A 20687-nucleotide genomic window follows, 5' to 3' on the forward strand; every position below is an offset into this window, starting at 1 on the left:
ATCTCATCATCCTACTTAAGAGTATCCGATCCATTTTTACACTAACAACCTTTAATTATACTATGAGTTAAAAAAATCGCAACAAAATGTACATAATCTTACAGGTGAAAACGTACAAAAGCCCCAGCAAAGCTGAGGCTCCAGCATGTGGCTAACCCTCGCATTCGTTGTCAATCCTGAGCGTTGGTGTTCACATTCTCAAAGGAGCGCCTTGGTCATCACATCTTATGAAAGTGTGCTGCTCGGCTTTCCTAAACTTCAAAGGTTTTCAACCATGCTGAAAAAAAATCCTAAAACGAAAACCGTTTTAGGATTTTGTCAACATAATATAAAGCCTCAGCAAAGCTGAGGCTTTATCACTTTTACTCTTCTTCCGTTCCCGGTTTTTTCTTGCGGAACTTCGCCAATACTTCGTATACGATTGGCACAATCAAGAGCGTCAGAAGCGTTGAACTGATTAAACCGCCGATAACCGTGACGCCGAGTCCTTTAGAAATGACTTGGCTTCCGCCTTCGAAGCCGAGCGCTAACGGAATCAAGGCGCCGATTGTCGCGATGGCTGTCATCAGGATCGGACGGAGTCGTGTAGAACCGGCTTCTAGGAGCGCTTCTCTCGTAGACAGTCCTTCCGCTTCCTTATGAATGACGCGGTCAATTAAGACAATGGCATTCGTGACAACGATACCGATCAGCATGAGCATACCGATCATCGCGTTCAGACTGATCGTTTCACCTGATACATAAAGTCCGACCAGGGCACCGATGACTGTGAACGGCAATGAGAACAGAATCGCAAATGGCGCTAGTGCTCCGCCGAAAGTAATCACGAGCACGAGGTAGACGATTGCGATTGCTGCCAGCATCGCCAAACCTAGCTTCGTGAAGGAGTCAGCGATATCTGCTGATACGCCGCCTGTATCGATCGAAACGTTATCAGGAAGGTCAAGCTTATCAATTTTCTTCTGGACATCAGCTGATACAGCTGTGACGTTGTCTGTTGTCACTTCACCTGTGACATCCGCATACACTTTTCCATCACGTTTTGACACAGTATCAGATGTTGATCCTTCTTTCACTTTTGCGACATCGCCGATTTTGACTTGCTGGCCAGTCGGAGAAGTGATCTTTTTGTTTTCTAAATCTTTCACACTCTTATACTCGTCTTTTTCTGTCTTAATGTTCACATCAAGCTCTTTGCCGTCTTTTTTCACGGTTGTGAGCGGTTCTTGTGATGTTTGTGTCATTAAGGCTTGAGAAATGTGAGACGCGGTTAAACCGAGTTTGCTTAATTTTTCTTGGTCAGCGACAAATGTGTATTCATCATATGTGCTGGAAAGGCCTGTGCTTACATTTTTCAGATCCTTTTCATCTTTCATGACTTTTTCAATATCTTTGACTGTGTCTTTAATGTCGCTTTCTGAATTGCCATACACATAGTATGTTAATTCATTGTTGTTGCCTGAAGAACTGAAGTCCTGTGACTTCCATTCTCCGCGATCTGACTGATCTTGGATTTTCTTCAGCACGTTGTCTTTTTCTTTATCAAAATCAGGCGTGTCGCTTTCATATTTGATATAGAATAACGCACCGTTTGAATCTCCCCCGGCTAGCGGGCTGCCAGAGCCTAATGAATACTGAACCGTATCGACATGCTTGCGGTCAAGCAGAATTTTTTCCGCTCTTTCAGCTTCAGCTTCGGCTTCTTTTTTCGTTTCACCCGGTTCAGGGCTGTATGTGAGCTGCATTGTTTTTTCTTCTTCGGACGGCAGGTAGCTGGCACCGATTAACGGTACAAGGAACAAGCTTCCAAGCAGGATCAAAACGGCGATGATAGACGTGATCCACTTGTGGCTCAGCGCCCAGTTCAGAACTTTTTTATAGAAGCCTGCCAGTCTGCTAGGTTTATGTTCTTTCGCTTTGATCGGTGCGCCCATTAATGATTTTTTGAACAGGCTGTGCGCGAGCATTGGCACAAGCGTGATTGAAATCAATAGGGATGCGGCAAGCGCAAATACGATCGTTAAGGCAAACGGAATAAACAATTCACCGATTTGTCCGCCTACAAGTGCAAGCGGCAGAAATACCGCGATTGTCACAATCGTCGATGACATGATCGGTTTAAACATTTCCTTCGTCGCTTCACGAACCAAGGCTTTTCCGCGGAGCGGCTCATCTTTGAGTCTCATGCGGCGGTAAATGTTCTCAATAACAACAATGGAGTCATCGACCACACGTCCGATGGCCACGGTCATCGCACCGAGCGTCATGATATTCAGTGTGATATCAAGCTGTTGCAGCACAAGAAGCGCGATCAGCAATGATAATGGAATCGAAATAATCGAAATTAATGTTGATTTGATATCTCTTAAGAATAAGAGAATAATCACGATCGCGAAAATCGCACCGAAAATGGCTTTGCTTAACATGGTTTCAACTGACTGTGTGATCGGCTCCGCCATGTCGAGTGTTGCGCTGTAGTCGAAGCCTTTATGGTCTTCTTTGAACTGCTTGAGCTCATCTTTGACATGATCGGCAACCTCTACTGTATTCGCATCGTTTGCTTTGACGACGTTGATGCCGATGCTGTCTTTGCCATTTGTGCGTGAAACAGATTCAGCTTTTTTCACATCTTTTATTGTGGCAATGTCAGAAAGCTTGACCGTCGGCACGTCTACGCTTGCGCTTTGCTGCGCCTGGGCTGCCGCTTGTGCGCTCTGCGCCGCCGCTTGAGATGCTGCGCCGCCTGCACTTGAAGCAGATGCCATCGGGATTCTCATATTCTTCAAATCTTTAATGGTTTCAATATCGCCGCTGACGACGACAGACTTTTCTTCATTTCCAAATGTGTACAATCCAAGCGGAGTTGTCACATCTGAACCTTGAATCACTTGCTTGACTGTATCTTCATCAAGTCCGTATTCTTTCAGTTTGTCTTCTTTAAAAGAGAATTCAACCTCTTCAACCTGCTGGCCTGATACTTGGACGGAAGCAACGCCTTCTATCCCTTCAAGCTTCGTAACGAGGCTGTCCTCCACTTTTTTCGTCAGCTCTTGCAGATTATCTTTATCACTGGACACGCTGAGCGTCAGAATCGGGAAGGAGTTCAAGCTGTAGCGTGAAATTTCCGAATCTTTCGCGTCATCAGGGAGGCTGACGTTTTCTAATGCCTCAGCCGCTTCTGTTTTGGCTTTGTCCATATCTTTCTCATAGTCATATTCAATCATGACCGACGATGCATTTTCATAGGAGGTCGAAGTCACAACACTGACCCCGTCCAAATTCTGCACCGCTTGTTCAACCGGTTTGGTCACCTCATCAGCCACTTGGCTTGGCGTTGCGCCCGGATATGTAGTGCTGATCGTCAAGTAAGGCATGTTGACATCAGGAATGGATTCTTGCTTCATATTCATACCCGCATACAATCCGGCTGCCGTTACAATAATCGTCATCAGCCATACGGCGAATTTGTTTTTCAGAACGAAATTAATAACGTGATTCATCATATCCTCCATTACATTTTTTATTGACTGACTGGTCATTCTATATAATACTAAACGTTATATTGCAACAACGTCAACTCATATACCAGAAAATTTTACTAAATTTTTCAAGGATTAAGGGGAAGCACGTCATGAATGAAAAAAAAGAGAAAATCATAAAAACCAGCATTCATTTGTTTGCGAAAAAAGGATTCGCCTCTACGACGATCCAGGAAATCGCCAGTGAATGCGGCATCTCTAAAGGCGCTTTTTATTTGCACTTCAAATCAAAAGAAGCGCTGCTGTTATCCGCCTGTGAATATTATATCGGCATGTCTATGAAAAAAATGAAAAATATAGAAGAGGATCTCGCCGAAAAACCGCCTAAGGAAGTGCTGAAAAAGCAAATCGGCGCCCAATTTGAAGATTTCCGCGATCATAAAGATTTTATCGTTCTTTTGCTTACTGAAAATATCATTCCGGAAAATCAACAAATCAAGCAGTACTTTTACAAAGTAACCGCGGAGACGGATAAACTGTACCGGAGCGCCTTGCTGGCATCCTATGGCAAAGGGATCGAGCGGTACATCGCGGACCTCTCCATCATGGCAAGAGGCATTGTGCATTCCTATATGAATGTCATGGTCTTTAACGGAGAGCTAAGCATCGATGCGGAAGAAATCTCAGCCTTTTTGATCGAAAGACTAGATGACCTTGTACAAGGACTAATCCATTCAACCCTCAATCCGATTGTGCCAAAAGACATTTTCAGATTGATGCCGGCCGGCAAAGAACAGCTGCTTGAGGACATTCGGAAAGTGAAAGAAAACAGCACACTGCCCGAGGATATCGCCGTGTCGCTTGATGTCATCGCGGAAGAATTGTCTCAGGATAAACCGCGCAAGCCGATTATGAAAGGCATGCTGTCCAATTTAACCGGAACCACCGACAAAGAAGTTGAAAAGCTTCGGGCTCTGATCTCTGTCTTCATCTCGATTTGAACATAAAAAAGCAGCCCCCTCTCTAAAGAGGCGGGCTGCTTTTTAATTAGCGTTTTTTAATTTCTTCAAGCAGGATTTTGTTAACCATCGGCGGGTTGGCTTGTCCTTTGGACGCTTTCATAATCTGTCCGACAAGGAAACCGATCGCACGGTCTTTCCCGTTTTTAAAGTCTTCGATTGATTGAGGATTGTTGTCAAGCGCCTCTGTGACAAGCTTCAGAAGCACGCCTTCGTCAGAAATCTGAACGAGGCCTTTCTCTTTGACAATCTTCTCAGCGTCGCCGCCTTTTTCAATCAATTCTTTAAACACTTTCTTCGCGATCTTAGAAGAAATGGTTCCTTTTTCAATCAATTTGATCATGCCGGCAAGGCCTTCAGGTGTCAGCGCCACATCAGCAAGCTCTTTTTGCTCAGCGTTCAGATAAGCTGATACTTCACCCATCAGCCAGTTAGACGCTTGTTTGGCTTCAGCGCCTTTTTGAACGGTTTCTTCAAAGAAATCAGCCATTTCTTTCGTCAGCGTCAGAACCATCGCGTCATACGCAGGCAAACCAAGCTCATCGATGTAACGCTTGCGGCGCTCATCCGGAAGTTCAGGAATGCTTGCTTTCACGCGTTCCTTCCATTCTTCATCAATGTAGAGCTCGACAAGGTCTGGCTCTGGGAAGTAACGGTAGTCGTCAGATCCCTCTTTGACACGCATGAGAATGGTTTTCTTCGTTGCTTCGTCGTAACGGCGTGTTTCCTGCTGAATGACACCGCCGGAGAGAAGAACCTGCTCCTGGCGTTTTTCTTCATGCTCAAGGCCTTTTTGAACAAACGCAAAGGAGTTCAAGTTTTTCAATTCTGTTTTTGTGCCGAATTCCTCTCGGCCGATCGGACGAAGAGAGATATTGGCGTCACAGCGAAGCGAACCTTCTTCCATTTTACAGTCAGAAACACCTGTGTATTGGATGATGGACTTCAGCTTTTCAAGATACGCGTACGCTTCTTCCGGCGTGCGGATATCCGGCTCTGATACGATCTCAACTAGCGGCGTTCCCTGGCGGTTGTAGTCAACGAGAGAATAGCCGTCGCCTGTATGTGTGAGTTTTCCGGCATCTTCTTCAAGGTGAAGGCGAGTGATGCCAATGCGTTTTGTTTTTCCGCCGACTTCAATTTCGATCCAGCCGTTTTCGCCGATTGGCTTATCAAATTGAGAAATCTGATACGCTTTCGGGTTGTCCGGATAGAAATAGTTTTTGCGGTCAAACTTCGTATCCGTTGCGACCTCACAGTTAAGCGCCATAGCGGCTTTCATTGCGAATTCAACGGCTTCTTTGTTCAGAACAGGCAGGACGCCCGGGTATCCGAGGTCAATGACGCTTGTCTGCGTGTTCGCCTCCGCGCCGAATGGCGTTGGAGAGCTTGAGAAAATTTTTGATTTTGTTTTTAACTCAACATGGACTTCAAGTCCGATTACCGTTTCAAAGTTCAATTCTTTTCACCCCTTACAGTTCAGGTTTTGCTTTATGATGGTCTGTCGCTTGTTCAAATGCATGAGCAACGCGGTATACAGTGCTTTCGTCAAAGTGTTTTCCGATGATTTGCAGGCCGAGCGGAAGTCCGCCTGCTAATCCGCATGGCACGCTGATTCCCGGTACGCCGGCAAGGTTGACTGGAATCGTTAAGATATCGTTTGCGTACATTGTGAGCGGATCTTTCGTGTTTTCACCGATTTTAAACGCAGGTGTCGGAGTCGTCGGTCCGACAATGACGTCATATTTATCAAATACGTCTTCGAAGTCTTTCTTGATCAACGTACGCACTTTTTGCGCCTTTTTGTAGTACGCATCATAGTATCCTGAGCTTAAAGCGAACGTTCCGAGCATAATGCGGCGTTTGACTTCATTTCCGAAACCTTCAGCGCGCGTTTGCTTGTAAAGGTCGATCAGATTGTCCGCGTTGTCTGTGCGGTAGCCGTAGCGGATGCCGTCAAAGCGTGCAAGGTTGGCTGACGCTTCAGATGATGACAGCAGGTAATATGTCGCCAGCGCGTATTTACTGTGCGGAAGAGACACTTCTTCCCATGTAGCACCGAGGCCTTCGAGAACCTTCAGCGCGGCAAGCACAGATTCTCTCGCTTCTTTGCCGACACCTTCACCAAGGTATTCTTTCGGAACCGCGATTTTCAGTCCTTTGATGTCGCCAGTTAATGAAGAAAGAAAATCAGGCACGTCCACATTTGCGCTCGTTGAGTCCATTTTGTCGGCGCCGGAAATCGCTTGAAGCAAAAATGCGTTGTCCTCAACCGTACGGGTAATCGGCCCGATTTGGTCTAATGAAGACGCGAATGCGACCAGCCCGTAACGGGACACGCGGCCGTATGTAGGCTTTAATCCGACAACGCCGCAGAACGATGCAGGCTGACGGATGGAACCGCCTGTGTCAGATCCAAGAGAAAACGGAACTTCTCCCGCAGCAACCGCAGCCGCTGAACCGCCGCTTGAACCGCCGGGAACTGTATCCAAGTTCCAAGGGTTTTTCGTCAGCTTGTAAGCTGAGTTTTCGGTAGATGAGCCCATGGCGAATTCGTCCATGTTCAATTTTCCGATTGTGACTGCTTCAGCATCTTGAAGGCGCTGAACAACAGTAGCATCGTAAATCGGATCAAAGTTTTCGAGAATTTTGCTCGAGCATGTTGTGCGCAGCCCTTTTGTTACGATATTATCTTTTACGCCGATCGGCATACCAAAAAGAAGACCGTGCTCTGAACGGCCGTCAACCGCCTCATCAAGCTCCTTCGCGTACGCGCGCGCTCTTTCTTCATCTAATGCCAAAAAGGCTTGTACCTTATCATCAACCGCTTGGATGCGTTTATAAGATTCGTCAACAAGATCAGAAATCTTAATCTCTTTTTTATGTATGAGCTGTTTTAATTCTGTGATTTTGTGATCAAATAATGACATTCTTGTGTCCCTCCTTTAGTCCAGAATTGATGGCACACGAATATAACCGTCTTTATGGTCAGGCGCATTTTTCATGACGTCCTCAACCGGAAGACCTTTACCCGCTTCATCTTCTCTCATGACATTTTTCATTTTCAGCACGTGAGTTGTAGGCTCTACATTGTCTGTATTGACCTCATTAAGCTCCTCGGCAAATGAAATGATGCTGTCAAGCTGTTCAGTGAACATTTTTGCTTCTTCTTCAGTAATCGCAAGTCTCGCAAGGTGCGCAACGTGCTTTACTTCTTCTATTGAAATTCGTGACATCTGATCCACCTCCACATATTTCTCCGTTAAGTCATATAATACTGATCATATCAAAAACAAGCCCTTCAAAGCAACAAAACGCCATGGAACAGGCTTGGGTTTTCGAGACAATACCCTATATATTTTATACTAAAAAGAGACAAAGGAGAAACAAAATATTTTTCAGAATATTTTTACTTTTATCCATTCATGAAAGCGGTTTATTTCTTAATCCACTCTAGGTTTACAACTGTATTTCCCACTGTTTTTCCAAGTTTCATCGCTTGAATGACTGGGAATACTTTGTTAGGTTAAGTTAACAAGTGCACCAAACAGGTGACACTTGGGCCAGGCTTAACTGGCACCATCAATTGGAGAGGTGATGTCACATTTATAGAATTGAAGAGAGGGTAAAACGTGAGTATTGAAATTATTATATCGTTAGGAATTTACTTTACTGCCATGCTGTTAATCGGCTGGTACTCGTTTAAGAAAACAACTGATATCAACGATTACATGCTTGGAGGAAGAGGTCTCGGACCGTTTGTCACTGCTTTGTCTGCCGGAGCGGCGGATATGAGCGGATGGATGCTGATGGGAATTCCGGGGGCCATGTTTGCCACAGGCTTGTCGACATTATGGCTTGCACTCGGATTAACAATCGGCGCGTATTCGAATTATCTTCTTTTGGCTCCGCGCCTTAGAGCGTATACAGAAGCGGCGGATGACGCGATTACGATTCCCGATTTCTTTGATAAACGATTCCAGCATTCATCATCCGTGCTGAAAATTGTATCAGCTTTGATCATTATGATCTTTTTCACTTTGTATACGTCTTCTGGTATGGTATCAGGCGGAAGATTATTTGAATCTGCTTTTGGAGCCGATTATACACTTGGACTCCTGCTGACTGCGGGCGTTGTCGTGTTATACACACTGTTTGGCGGTTTCCTTGCTGTCAGTCTGACTGACTTTGTACAGGGTGCGATCATGTTTGCAGCATTAGTGCTTGTGCCGATCGTTGCTTTTACCCAACTGGGCGGCGTCTCTCCCGCTTTACATGAGATTTCAGCCGTGGACCCGAAGCTATTGGATATTTTTAAAGGCGCGAGCGTCATTAGCATTATTTCTTATTTGGCTTGGGGCTTAGGCTACTATGGCCAGCCTCATATCATCATCCGTTTTATGGCGATTAAGCATATCAAAGATTTAAAACCCGCGCGCAGAATCGGGATGAGCTGGATGGTAATCTCTATCCTCGGTTCAACTGTAACGGGTTTGGTCGGTGTGGCTTACGCACATAAATTCGGAGTTGTTGTAAGCGATCCTGAAACGATTTTCATTATTTTTTCTAAAATATTGTTCCATCCCTTGATTACGGGATTTTTGCTGTCTGCTATTTTAGCAGCGATTATGAGTTCGATCTCTTCTCAGCTTCTGGTCACAGCGAGTGCTATGACAGAGGATTTATACCGGACATTTTTCAGACGTGAAGCATCAGATAAAGAACTAGTCATGACTGGCCGGCTGTCAGTGCTCATTATCGCGGTCATCGCGATTCTGATGTCCTTGAATCCGAGCAGCACGATTTTAGATTTGGTTGGTTATGCGTGGGCCGGATTCGGTTCTGCTTTCGGGCCTGCGATTCTTCTGAGCCTGTATTGGAAACGGATGACTGAATGGGGCGCCCTATCAGCCATGGTTGTCGGAGCTGCGACAGTATTAATTTGGATTACAACTGGTTTAGCTGACTCTACAGGCCTCTATGAAATGATTCCGGGCTTTTTCCTGAGTATGATCGCGGGTATTATCGGAAGCTTGATCACGAAACGACCTGCAAAAGCTTCTTACCGATTATTCGGCGTCATGGAAAAGCTGTTAAAACGCAAAAAGTAAGCAATAAGCCATCAAGCGCCGCTTGGTGGCTTTTGTGCTCTTGTTTTGCTATAAATACTGTGAGAAAATCATATTTATTTAAAAACACCTTAGAGAAGGGGGAAGTTGCTGTTGAGCTGGTATATTGATCCGGATATTTTATTAAAATTGGGCATTGCCACATTGATTGGCATGGTCATCGGGCTTGAGCGCGAATTAAAAAATAAGCCGCTCGGATTAAAAACCTGTATCGTTATCGCCGTCAGCTCATGCATGCTGACGATCGTCAGTATTAATGCGGCATATCATTTCCCTAAATACTACCGCATCATGATGGACCCGCTGCGTCTGCCGGCACAAATCATCTCAGGCGTCGGATTTATCGGAGCCGGCGTCATCTTGCGGAAAAGCAACGACGTCATATCCGGCCTGACAACATCGGCTATGATCTGGGGAGCGGCGGGGCTTGGGCTCGCAACCGGAGCGGGGTTTTATAAAGAAGCCTTTGCCAGTCTTCTGTTCATCCTGATCAGCGTTGAATTTTTGCCATGGGCGGTTAGAAAAATCGGACCGGATCGCCTTCAGGAAAAAGACATCCGCATCAGAATGTCGCTTTCGGATAAAGACAAAATGACAGAGATTTTAAAAGAAATGAAAAGAAAAGATATCAAAACACATTCCGTCCGGATCGACGACCTGGGCGAAAAGGAATTTCCGATTATGGAAGTGAAGGTCCGCGTCCATAAAAACAGGTACACGACCGACGTCTACTACGACATTAAAAACATTGAAGGCGTAGTCGGGGTAAAATGTGATACATTATAAAAGCCAATGGGACATGAATCCCATTGGCTTTTCGCTGTCATCGAAAAAAACATTGAAGTCTCTTTTAATTTCAAATAAAATACATATTAGTAAATAAATATAATAAAAGGAGATGTTCCTCATTACCAAAACCCGGTTTACAGTAACTGTCACCCTCATTTTGACTGCTTTCTTAAGTATTTTTGCCATAACAGAATTCATATCCCCTCTTCATTCTCAATCATCCAAGAGCAGCGGCAAGAACCCTAAAAATATAATTTTAATCATCGGAGACGGAATGGGTATGCCGATGATTAACAGCTATAGGACATTAAAAAGCGAAAAGCTGAATACTCCCGCCCAAACAGCATGGGACCCTTATTTAACAGGCATGCAGATGACACATCCTAACGATCCCAGAGACAATATTACTGACTCTTCGGCTGCCGCAACCGCCATGGCAACCGGAACGAAAACATATAATGATGCAATTGCTGTTGACAACAAACATCAGCAGCTCAAAAGCGTAACAGAAGCTGCCAAAGAGAAAAAGATGTCTGTCGGCTTCGTCGTGACTTCGGACTTAACCGACGCCACTCCCGCAGCTTTCGGCGTACATAACGTCTCACGGAAAAACTACACTGATATTGCCGACCAATTCTATGATGAACGGATTAATGGTTCTCATAAGGTTGATGTTTTACTCGGAGGCGGAGCGAAATATTTCATTCGCAATGACCGAAATCTTGCTGAAGAATTTCAAAAAGACGGCTATCATTATGTGACCACAAAGCAAGACCTGAAAAAAAATCAGCACGATAAGTTGCTCGGACTGTTTGGAGAAGTTGAATTAGATAAAGCGATTGACAGAGAGAATAGTACACCTTCTCTAAAAGACATGACAGAAGCTGCACTCACCCAGTTACAGAAGAACGAAAACGGTTTTTTTATGCTTCTGGAAGGAAGCAATATTGACAATGCAGCCCATGAAAATGACGTGGTGGGCGCTTTAAGTGAAATGGAAGATTTCGAGAAAGGTGTTCAAGCTGCTCTGGATTTTGCGAAAAAAGATAAAGAAACGCTGGTTATTATTACAGCTGACCACTCTACAGGCGGATTCTCTTACGGCGCAGAGGGAATGACGCGTGAGACCGGCTATAAATGGGATCCTTCCCCAATCATCGCCGCTAAAAAAACGCCGGGCTATATGGCAGAGAAGATCGCTGAAGGCCAAGATGCCGAAAAGGTGCTCAGCACTTATATTAATATGAAGCTAACGGAAAATGAGATCAATCAGGTGAAAAACGCAGTCTCACAATCAAATACTGCTGCAGTCCAAAAAAGCATTCAATTGATTTTTGATAAACGGTCTTTTTCAGGCTGGACGACGTTAGCCCACACTGGCAAAGACGTACCGGTATATGCTTACGGTCCGGGAAAGGAAAAATGGAAGGGGCTCATCGACAATACGCAGCAGGCAAAAAACATTTTTGCAATTTTAGAACAAAAATAAAAAACTCCGGCTCACGGGACTGACCCCATAAGATGAGACAAATAAAAACACCTTCAAGTTTGAAAACGGATGATTGTTATCCGAAATTAGACTTGGAGGTGTTTTTTCTATGGGGACAAGAGTGAGTTATCCGCTTGAAGTGAAACAGAAGGCTGTAGAAATGAGATTGGCAGGCGTACCTATGAAAGAGATCATGCAGGAGTTGAATATCAAAAATAATACGCAGATTAAGACATGGGTCAGATGGTATAAGGCTGGTGATACACATCGATTTGAACAGCCTGTTGGTAAGCAATACACTTATGGAAAAGGTCCGGAGTATTCTTCCGAATTAGAGAAACTGCAGGCAGAGAATCGTTACCTGAGACAACAGAATGAAGTTTTAAAAAAGTACAACGAATTGGAAAGGAAGTTGATAGCAAAACGTCAGTCGAACTTGTAGAAATATTGCACAGCACAATGACCGTGCAGGATATCTGTATTCATTTAGGTATCTCTCGGGCGTCTTATTATCGTTGGAAGAAGAATCTGATGAAGGATCATCCCAAACGCCATTTGGAAAAACAAATCGGCACGTTGTGCCGAGAGCACAAGTATCGATATGGATATCGAAAAATCACAGCCATATTAAAAAAGGGAATGTGTATTAACCATAAAACGGTTCAGCGTATTATGCAGAAAAATCAGTGGCAGTGCCGGGTTAAGGTGAAAAAGCGCAAGAAGAATGGGCAGCCATATGCCGTGGTCGATAATATATTAGATCGGAACTTTCAGTCTGATCATCCTCTTGAAAAACTAGTAACGGACATCACGTATTTGCCTTATGGACAGAAGCAATTGTACCTTTCCAGTATATTGGATGTATACAATGGAGAAGTGATTGCTTTTACGATTGGAGATAAGCAGGACACAGACTTTGTCTTACACACACTTGATCAACTGCCAACACTGCCTGAGAACTGCGTGTTACATAGTGACCAAGGATCTGTGTATACATCTTACGAGTATCAGAAAGCTGTTAAAACAAAAGGCATTACCATGAGCATGTCCCGCAAAGGGACGCCCGCTGATAATGCCTCCATCGAATCGTTTCATTCCTCACTAAAGTCTGAAACGTTCTATCTTAACAGCATTGATCGAACCACGACCGCCATCGTAGAACGCACTGTCATAGAATACATTCATTATTATAACAATATTCGTATTCAAACGAAACTAAACAACCAATCACCGATAAACTATCGGCAATTGGCTGTTTAAAAGGTGTTTTGATCCCTGTCTTAAAAACGGGGGTCAGTCCCCACAGCCGGAGTTTTTTAATAAGGAGCAACGTCTCAAAAGGGATCAACGCAAATTCCTTAAGCTAACTTCGAAAAGTCAAATTCGGTTATCGGCGTTTGATTTTCGATATCGTTTTTGAATCCCTTCAGCATTTCTTTTTCTTCTTCTCCTATTGAATCAAGGTCAAACATTTGGTGGAGCAATCCATAAATCAGCATATGACGCAGGCGGAGGAAATCCGGAATTTTCTTGAGCCATTCGGCGGCAATTTCATTTTCTTCCCTGTACCCTTTCATAAAGTGCGTCATAAATTCTTCTGTAAAGGCTGCTTTATTTTCATATGGGACGACTGGATACCATAATACATTGTAGAGGAGAATGCTGATATCATTCACAAACCAGTTGTACCCGATATCATCAAAATCAAATGTAGTGATCTTCCCATGGTCCCAGTTAAAATTACCATGATGAAGATCTGCGTGAACAAGCCCATAGCTGTCACGGTTTTTTGGCAGTTGCCGCAACTCATTCATTAAATCGTCTGCCTGCTGAAAAACCTTTGTCTGATCTTCAGGGACATATTTTCTGAGCTTCAACTGCTCTTCTTCATCCCACTCTTGCCTTTTAAATCTTGGATTGCTCAGTTTATAGCTTTTTGTCAGGCTATGCATCTTCCCTGTATATCTGCCAAGCTCGAAAAATAGGGTTTCGTTCCACTCAGATTCGTCTACTTTATGACCTGGCGCCTTTTCATACACTCTCAATAAAAATGCTCCGCCGTTTCCGTCCGGCACTTCCTCAACATCCTTACCGTTTAATGACGGGATCGGTTTGGCGACTGAAAGCCCGCCTTCAGCAAGATGATGGAGCCATTCCATCTCCCCCATAATATAATCCGGCGACCGTCGAATCGTGTGTGTAATCTTTAAAATATAAGATTCATTGTCTTTAGCAAACTCATACACATAGTTTTCCGCATCCGCCAAAAACTGCACTTGATCTCTAGTAAATCCATATATAATAGAAGCTTCTGCCAAAACCTTTTCTTCATCAAATATTGCTTTAATATCTTTATGCATGCTGATTCTCCCTCTTCATATATTTAGATAATTCTCTTATCGTGTGTTTTTTCACAAAATTCAAATCATCAACATACCAGCCTTTCTTTTCCATCTCTACTTCCATTTTGACAGCGAGCAGCGAATTTCCTCCCAAATCAAAGAAATCGTTGTCAATTCCTACATAATCCAAGTGGAGAATTTCCCTCCAAATATCTGAGAGAATTTTTTGCTGTTCTGTCTCCGGCACGTCTTCTTCTGCTCCGGCTTCTAAATGTTCCTTTATTAATATAGACCGCAAATGCTCTGGTCGGTTTTTATCTAAGGCGATTAAATATGGAGAATGCAAGGTTTTCTCAGCATGCAGCACTTCCCACTGAGTGTTTGTGTTTTCAATCAAAGCTTCCGGCAATACTTCATTGGCAGCCGCTCTCTCCGTTTTGTCCGATGCAGGTTGCACAGATGATACCCATTCAATATGCCCGCTTCGATCCTCAACATCATGCACAGAGATTTGACAAACTGTTTTTAACGGACCCGCTGCTTCCTCAAAACGATGTGCAGCAAAAAACTCAGAAAAGGCGCGGTTTCTGCCTGAATCCTTAAACTCCAAGGACAACGTCGCAAGCTGTTTATCCCGTGCATATGAAGCAAGGCCTGACAGCACTTTATGTTCAATTCCTTTGCCTAGTGCGCGGCAGCTGAGCAGAAAAGTATCTAGCTTTAATGAATCTTCTGTTCGAATCCCCATGATTGCACCAACGATGCCTTCATCACTGAATCTGTCCGCTGCTTCAACGATCCAGCCGATATGGCCGTCCGTATTGAGCCGCTGGGCAAGCTGCTCTTCACGATAGACTGATGGATTCATATTGAACTGATTGATTCTCGCACTCATTTGAGCAACTCGCGGCAAATGCTCTTCTGTCATCTCAGTCAAGGCGATACGCAGGTGTAAGCCGGAAAGAAATTCTTCAAGCGAACGGGACGTATTCAGCTCTATTTTTCTTTCTTGTGCTGCCAAATATCGTTCCGTGCGCTTTTGATCAGCTTCTGTCACTCTGAATCTATCAAATGCCCAGACATGTTCTAAGAACATCGGAATAGAATCTGGATCAGACGGCAGAAGCAAGGTCAGAACCTCTGGCAGGCGTTCGTTCATTTCCAGGCATTGAGCCGGATCATCATCTAAGAATATGAACCGATCCACTGAAATGTTCAGCTCATCAGCCATTTCTTTCATGTTTCTGGCTTTCTCATCCCAATTAATGCGTGACAGGACAAAGTCCTCTTTCTTCAAAATCATATCTGGATGACGTTCAAACACATTCCAGACGTCTTCTTCATTATTTCTGCTTGAAAGCACAAGAAGCAGACCCTCTTCTTGTTTTCTCTTTAAAAATTGCTGCAGCGCTCGGTGGGCAGGAGTAATCATGACCCCTTCCGCTCCAGCTTCAGACACGGTGCCGCTCCATAAAGTGCCGTCACAATCGATGGCGGCCGCTTTAAATGGCGGTTTGAGCCATGCCGTAAACTCACGTGCCACGCGTGTTCCCATTGCCGCATAAAATTCTTCAGTGAACGGTATTCTTGCCGCTCTTTCACTTTGCGGGTCAAATATGGCATCAAGCTGGTATGTTTGGCGCAGCTGGCGGAGATCAATCAAATGTACATCCGTTTCTCCAGCAAGCTGCGCGATCCAATTCTGCTGGGATTGCACAAGGATGTCCCGGAGCTCCTGCTCTTTCACATTTTCCAGCGGAAGCAATCCTATGAAGTAAGGCACTTCCTTTTTCTTTTGTTTCATGATGGAGAGCAGTTCATCTGAATTATATTGAACGTGAGCCATTCTTTCTTCCAAAGAAAGACCAGAATCCCCTGCCATATCCTCAAGGCGAATCAACAGCAGATTGGCACCATTTTTTTGCCGTGACAGCAAGCTTTCTTCATTAAGCAATTCTTGAAACACCTGACCGTAAGGAGACAGCTTTATATCTAGATTGATATCAAACTGTTCGCCCCACCATTTTAGGTAAGGCACAATCGGATCAGCCGTAAAATTGGAACAAATGGTTAATGGGCACGAGATGACTCGGTTTGACTCTCTCTCCCTTTTCCGTTCGGCCTCTTCCTGCTCTTTTTGGCTCAGCACCGGAATGTCCTTTATGCGTTTTTCAGGCTCTTCTGCAGCTTTTTCAGCAAGAGAGATAAAATGAGAAACAAATGCCTGCATGGATTCATGAGTGAAAAGCGACCGGTTGTATTGAAGCACACATTTAAGCTCTCCCGTCACTTCCTTCACGACGTCCATTTTCATATCAAGCTTTGAAATGCCCTTTGCGAATTCGTATGTTTCAAATGTTAATCCGCCAGCCTCTATTTTTATATTCGGGTCATACTCATTATGATAGATCAGCATGGTATCAAAGAAAGGGTTGCGGTTCGGCTTGATCACCGGCTGCAGGGCTTCTGCCATTTGATCGTACGGATAATCCTGGTGGTCATAAGCTTCAAGCAACGTTTGTTTTGTGTGATGAAGGTTGCCGGCAAACGATTCTTCAGGATTCAAATGAATTTTGATCGGCAAAAAGTTTGTAAACATGCCGATCGTATTCTCAATATCCGCATGACGCCTGCCTGCCACCAATGACCCAATCATCAGCTCCTGCTGTTTTGTATAGCTGGACAAAAGCATGGCATAGAGCTGAAACAGCATGACATTGTTGGTCAGCTGCTGCGCCTCTCCGATTTTCTCAAGCTTTTCTAAAACGCGCGGCGGGATTGTAAACTTAATTGCCCTGCCTAGAAAGCTTTGTTCTTTTCGTTCATAATCAAGAGGCATATTCAGCACAGGCACTTCACCCTCAAGCTGCTTCAGCCAATACTCTTTTTGGCGTTGAAACATGTCACTATTAAAAAATGTCTGCTGCCACTCCGCATAATCTTTATACTGAATGATGTTTTCCGGGAGCTGTTCCCCTCTATATAATTGGGTAAATTCTTTTATAAAAATATTCATCGAGGCGCCGTCCGCCACAATATTATGCATATCAACAAGCAACGCATGTTTTTCTTCCTCGATTTTGACGAATTTCACCCGAATTAATGGAGAAACTTTAAGATCAAACGGCCGTATAAATGAACTGATTTCGTCATCAAGCTCATCCATTTTCGCTTCGGTTTGTTCAATCGAAAATTCAAAGTTCTGATGGATTCGCTGCACAGGTTCTCCATCCTTAATTTCAAACGTTGTACGCAGTGTTTCATGCCTTTCGATCAGCTTTTTGAATGTGTCCTCAAAGCGGGCGGCATCAATTTTCCCGAAGCATAAAAGAGCCATCGGCATGTTATATGTGGTGACTTGCCCGATTCTCTGATGAATCAAATACGTTCTCCGCTGTGCTGCTGACAGCCTGTATACGTCTTTTTTCTCTGAAGGCTGAATGGATGTATATTGGTTTCGGTCAGCGCGCTCAATAAGTGCGGCAAGCCCACGGATTGTCGGGTGCTGGAACACATCGCTTAGCGTAAGCTCCGCTCCAAATTCCTTGTGAATGCGGGAAATCAGACCAGCGGCGTTCAATGAATGGCCGCCTGTTTCAAAGAAATGGGTATCTAATGTGACACGTTTGACTCCGAGAATGTCCTTCCACATAGCAGCCAAGACCGCCTCTGTCTCATTAAATTGAACATCTGATTCTGTATCCGCTGTCTTCCCGTCATTTGCTTGCTCAGGCACCAAAAGCTGAAAATTTTCTTCCACCGGTGTTCCCGCCTGTTCTTTTGTCCGGCCAATCCAGTATCTTTCTCTTTCAAAAGGATATGTTGGAAGCGGAATAAGCTGGCATTGCTCCTGATCATAAAAAGCTGTCCAATCGACCGGCACCCCGTGCAGCCACATCTCACCCAGTCTGCTCAGCAAGTAACGGTAATCAGAAGCTGCCTCCTTTGGATGCCTCATCAGCTGGATTGCAATGTGCTGCTTGTCCTCTGCCTGATACAATTTGCTGACAAACGAACGCAGCGCATTTCCAGGGCCGACCTCTATAAAAATTGGATCCAGCTCTTCTTTTAAGCGTTTTGCGCAGTTCATAAATCTAACGGTTCCCCGCAAATGATCAGCCCAATATGACGGATCTCCAGCTTCCTCATCAGTGATCCAGTCTCCGGTTACATTTGAGACAAACGGGATTTTTTGTTTTTTAAATTGATAGGCTGAGAGCTTTTGTTTCATGCTTTCTAAAACCGGTTCCATCATATACGAATGGAAGGCATGTGATGTATGAAGCTTTCTGCAGCTGTGTCCTTCAGCGTTCAGCTTCCTTTCCAATGCATCAATCACACTTGATTCTCCTGATACAACACATGAATCCGATGCATTCACAGCAGCGATTGAAATGGTTCCGTCTGTATACGGTTTGATGTCTGCTTCACTTAAGGAAACGCTAAGCATAGAACCGGACGGCAGATTTTGGAGTGCTGCCCCTCGATAGCTGATGATGTCAAGAGCATCTTCTAATGAGAGCACACCCGAAATGGCTGCAGCCGTATACTCACCGATGCTGTGTCCCGCCATTGCTTTCGGCTTAATCCCCCAATGGATCAGCATTTTTGCAAGTGCATATTCGATACAGAACAGCAGAGGCTGCGTATATTCAGTTTGGTTAATCAATTTTGCATCATGCTGATTATTGTCAGAGAAAAGCACCGTGCTCGGATCTGTGTCCATATGATTTTTTAATATGTCAAAACAGGCATCGAGCTCTTCCTTAAAAATCGATACAGTATCGTAAAGCCCTTTAGCCATATCAACATACTGCGCCCCCTGTCCCGGAAAAAGAAAGACAACGGGCCGGCTTGCAGATTGAGAGCTGCCGGTTTTAACAGACTCATAGTCATTTTCATGAATAGCCTGAAGAAGCTCAGGCACATCCGCTGCCACAATCGCTTTTTTATAAGGAAACGAATGACGCCCTACTTTGAGGGTATATGCCGCATCTGCCAAATTGGCCTGCGGATTTTTCACCAAATAATTTGACAGCCGGTCTGTCATGCTGTTTAAAGCGGCCGGTGTTTTGGCTGACAGCAATAAGAGTTCAGCATCATGTCTTTCCGCTGCCTTTTGCTGTGCAGGCGCTTCCTCTAAAATGACATGGGCATTTGTTCCCCCAATGCCAAATGAGCTAACACCCGCTCTGCGCGGGAACTCATTTTCTTCCCAAGGGGTGAGTTTCGTATTGACGACAAATGGTGATTGCTCAAAATCGATTTTGGCGTTTGGCTTTTCGAAATTCAGAGTCGGCGGAATCACTTTATACTTTAAGCTTAGAACTGCTTTCATAAATCCAGCTACACCAGACGCATCATTTAAATGACCGATGTTGGATTTGACAGAACCAATTCTGCAGTAGCCGCGACGGTCCGTTTGGTAAGCTTGTTTTAATGCTTCAATTTCTATCGGATCACCGAGTGTCGTCCCTGTGCCGTGAGCCTCGACATAGGTAATGGTTTCAGGCTCCACCTCGGCCATGTGCAGGGCTGTTTTGACCGCTGTTACCTGGCCTTTGGTGCTCGGCGCTGTATATCCAACCTTTCTGCTGCCGTCATTATTGATCGCAGTGCCTTTTATTACAGCATAAATATGATCTCCGTCTGCTTCAGCATCTTCAAGCGTTTTTAAAATGACCGCTCCTGCCCCGTCTCCAAATACTGTGCCTGCCGCCTCATCATCAAAGACGCGGCAATGCCCGTCTGGAGAATGGATCATACCTTCTTGATAGAGATACCCGGATTTTTGCGGGAGGCGGATAGAGACTCCGCCTGCAACCGCCATATGGCAGTCCCCATTTAACAAAGCCTGAGCAGCAAGGTGAATAGAAACCATCGAGGTTGAGCAAGCAGTCTGCACCATCATGCTCGGCCCTTTCAGGTTAAGCTTATAAGAAATAAGTGTTGCCATGTAATCTCTCATATTCAAAACAGCTGTTTCCAGCGTCTTTGAGTCTTCTCCAGACTTTGCCCCCTGAAGAGCCCTCAGCACCCACTCTGCATTGAGGCCCGCTCCGGTATAAAGGCCGATCTGCCCTTTATAAGTGAAAGGATCGTAGCCGGCGTCTTCCAAGGCGGTCCACACGCATTCATGAAAGATACGGAACTGCGGATCCATCATGGCAGCTTCCTTCGGCGTATAATCAAAGAAGCCGGCGTCAAACAGATCTACATCCTCCACAATTCCTTTTGCTTTTACAAATCGCGGATCATTCAGCAGCTCTTCATTAACACCCTCTTCTTTCAGCTCCTCATCAGTGAAAAAAGAAATTGTCTCTTTCGCATTTTTTAAATTGCTCCAAAACTCCTGCACGTTTTTTGCTCCCGGAAATCGGCCTGCCATACCGATTACCGCAATTTCCGCTCCATGATTCGCATAATGAGAATTACTCATT

10 protein-coding genes and 1 pseudogene are annotated in these 20687 nt (G+C 44.7%); 5 read left to right on the forward strand and 6 right to left on the reverse strand.

Translation table 11 applies throughout. The annotated features are described in order from the left end of the window. Nucleotides 1-362: 362 nt before the first annotated feature. Nucleotides 363-3500, reverse strand: a complete 3138-nt coding sequence (srfP, locus tag BV11031_RS14775) for a surfactin resistance protein SrfP (protein WP_010329116.1) — start codon at nt 3498-3500, stop codon at nt 363-365. A 131-nt stretch (nt 3501-3631) separates the two neighbouring features. Here srfP and BV11031_RS14780 point away from each other — a divergent pair. Further along, nucleotides 3632-4526 (forward strand): annotated as a pseudogene (locus BV11031_RS14780) (TetR/AcrR family transcriptional regulator). Here the strand turns inward: BV11031_RS14780 and gatB are convergent. From gatB to gatC, 3 genes are read right to left on the reverse strand one after another with little or no spacing between them, the layout of a single operon-like run. After that, on the reverse strand, nt 4527-5957 hold the full coding sequence (gene gatB, locus BV11031_RS14785) for an Asp-tRNA(Asn)/Glu-tRNA(Gln) amidotransferase subunit GatB (protein WP_010329114.1): 1431 nt from the start codon (nt 5955-5957) through the stop codon (nt 4527-4529). It lies immediately after the preceding pseudogene. Between the two features lie 13 nt (nt 5958-5970). Then, entirely contained in the window at nt 5971-7428 is a 1458-nt protein-coding gene (gatA, locus tag BV11031_RS14790; RefSeq protein ID WP_010329113.1) for an Asp-tRNA(Asn)/Glu-tRNA(Gln) amidotransferase subunit GatA, read from the reverse strand. 15 nt (nt 7429-7443) lie between these two features. Beyond that, the gene (gene gatC / locus BV11031_RS14795) at nt 7444-7734 is read right to left on the reverse strand and encodes an Asp-tRNA(Asn)/Glu-tRNA(Gln) amidotransferase subunit GatC (protein ID WP_003219442.1); all 291 of its coding nucleotides are present in this window, start codon (nt 7732-7734) and stop codon (nt 7444-7446) included. Nucleotides 7735-8130: 396 nt separating this feature from the next. Between gatC and putP the strand changes: the two genes are divergently transcribed. From putP to BV11031_RS14820, 4 genes are all read left to right on the forward strand, one after another. After that, a complete protein-coding gene (gene putP / locus BV11031_RS14800) occupies nt 8131-9609 on the forward strand; it encodes a sodium/proline symporter PutP (RefSeq protein WP_010329111.1) in 1479 nt (492 codons plus the stop codon). A gap of 105 nt (nt 9610-9714) precedes the next feature. Continuing rightward, a complete protein-coding gene (locus BV11031_RS14805; protein WP_082246316.1) occupies nt 9715-10413 on the forward strand; it encodes an MgtC/SapB family protein in 699 nt (232 codons plus the stop codon). 112 nt (nt 10414-10525) lie between these two features. After that, nucleotides 10526-11905: an alkaline phosphatase gene (locus BV11031_RS14815; RefSeq protein ID WP_026014469.1), complete on the forward strand. Its 1380-nt coding sequence runs from the start codon at nt 10526-10528 to the stop codon at nt 11903-11905. A 109-nt stretch (nt 11906-12014) separates the two neighbouring features. Continuing rightward, nucleotides 12015-13165, forward strand: a protein-coding gene (locus BV11031_RS14820; protein ID WP_128568204.1) for an IS3 family transposase whose coding sequence is annotated in 2 segments (ribosomal slippage) — nt 12015-12288 and nt 12288-13165 — 1152 coding nt in all. Because the reading frame shifts where the segments join, the coding sequence is not laid out codon by codon here. Nucleotides 13166-13263: 98 nt separating this feature from the next. Here the strand turns inward: BV11031_RS14820 and BV11031_RS14825 are convergent. Next, complete coding sequence (locus BV11031_RS14825; RefSeq protein ID WP_010329105.1) at nt 13264-14265, reverse strand: phosphotransferase enzyme family protein; 1002 nt, start codon at nt 14263-14265, stop codon at nt 13264-13266. Beyond that, nucleotides 14258-20686 carry a type I polyketide synthase gene (locus BV11031_RS14830; RefSeq protein WP_129550782.1) on the reverse strand — a complete coding sequence of 2143 codons (6429 nt, stop codon included), beginning with the start codon at nt 20684-20686 and terminating at the stop codon, nt 14258-14260. The genes BV11031_RS14825 and BV11031_RS14830 overlap by 8 nt, the downstream gene beginning before the upstream one ends. Nucleotide 20687: the final 1 nt, after the last annotated feature.

The sequence above is a fragment of the Bacillus vallismortis genome, from assembly GCF_004116955.1.
Classification (GTDB): domain Bacteria; phylum Bacillota; class Bacilli; order Bacillales; family Bacillaceae; genus Bacillus; species Bacillus vallismortis.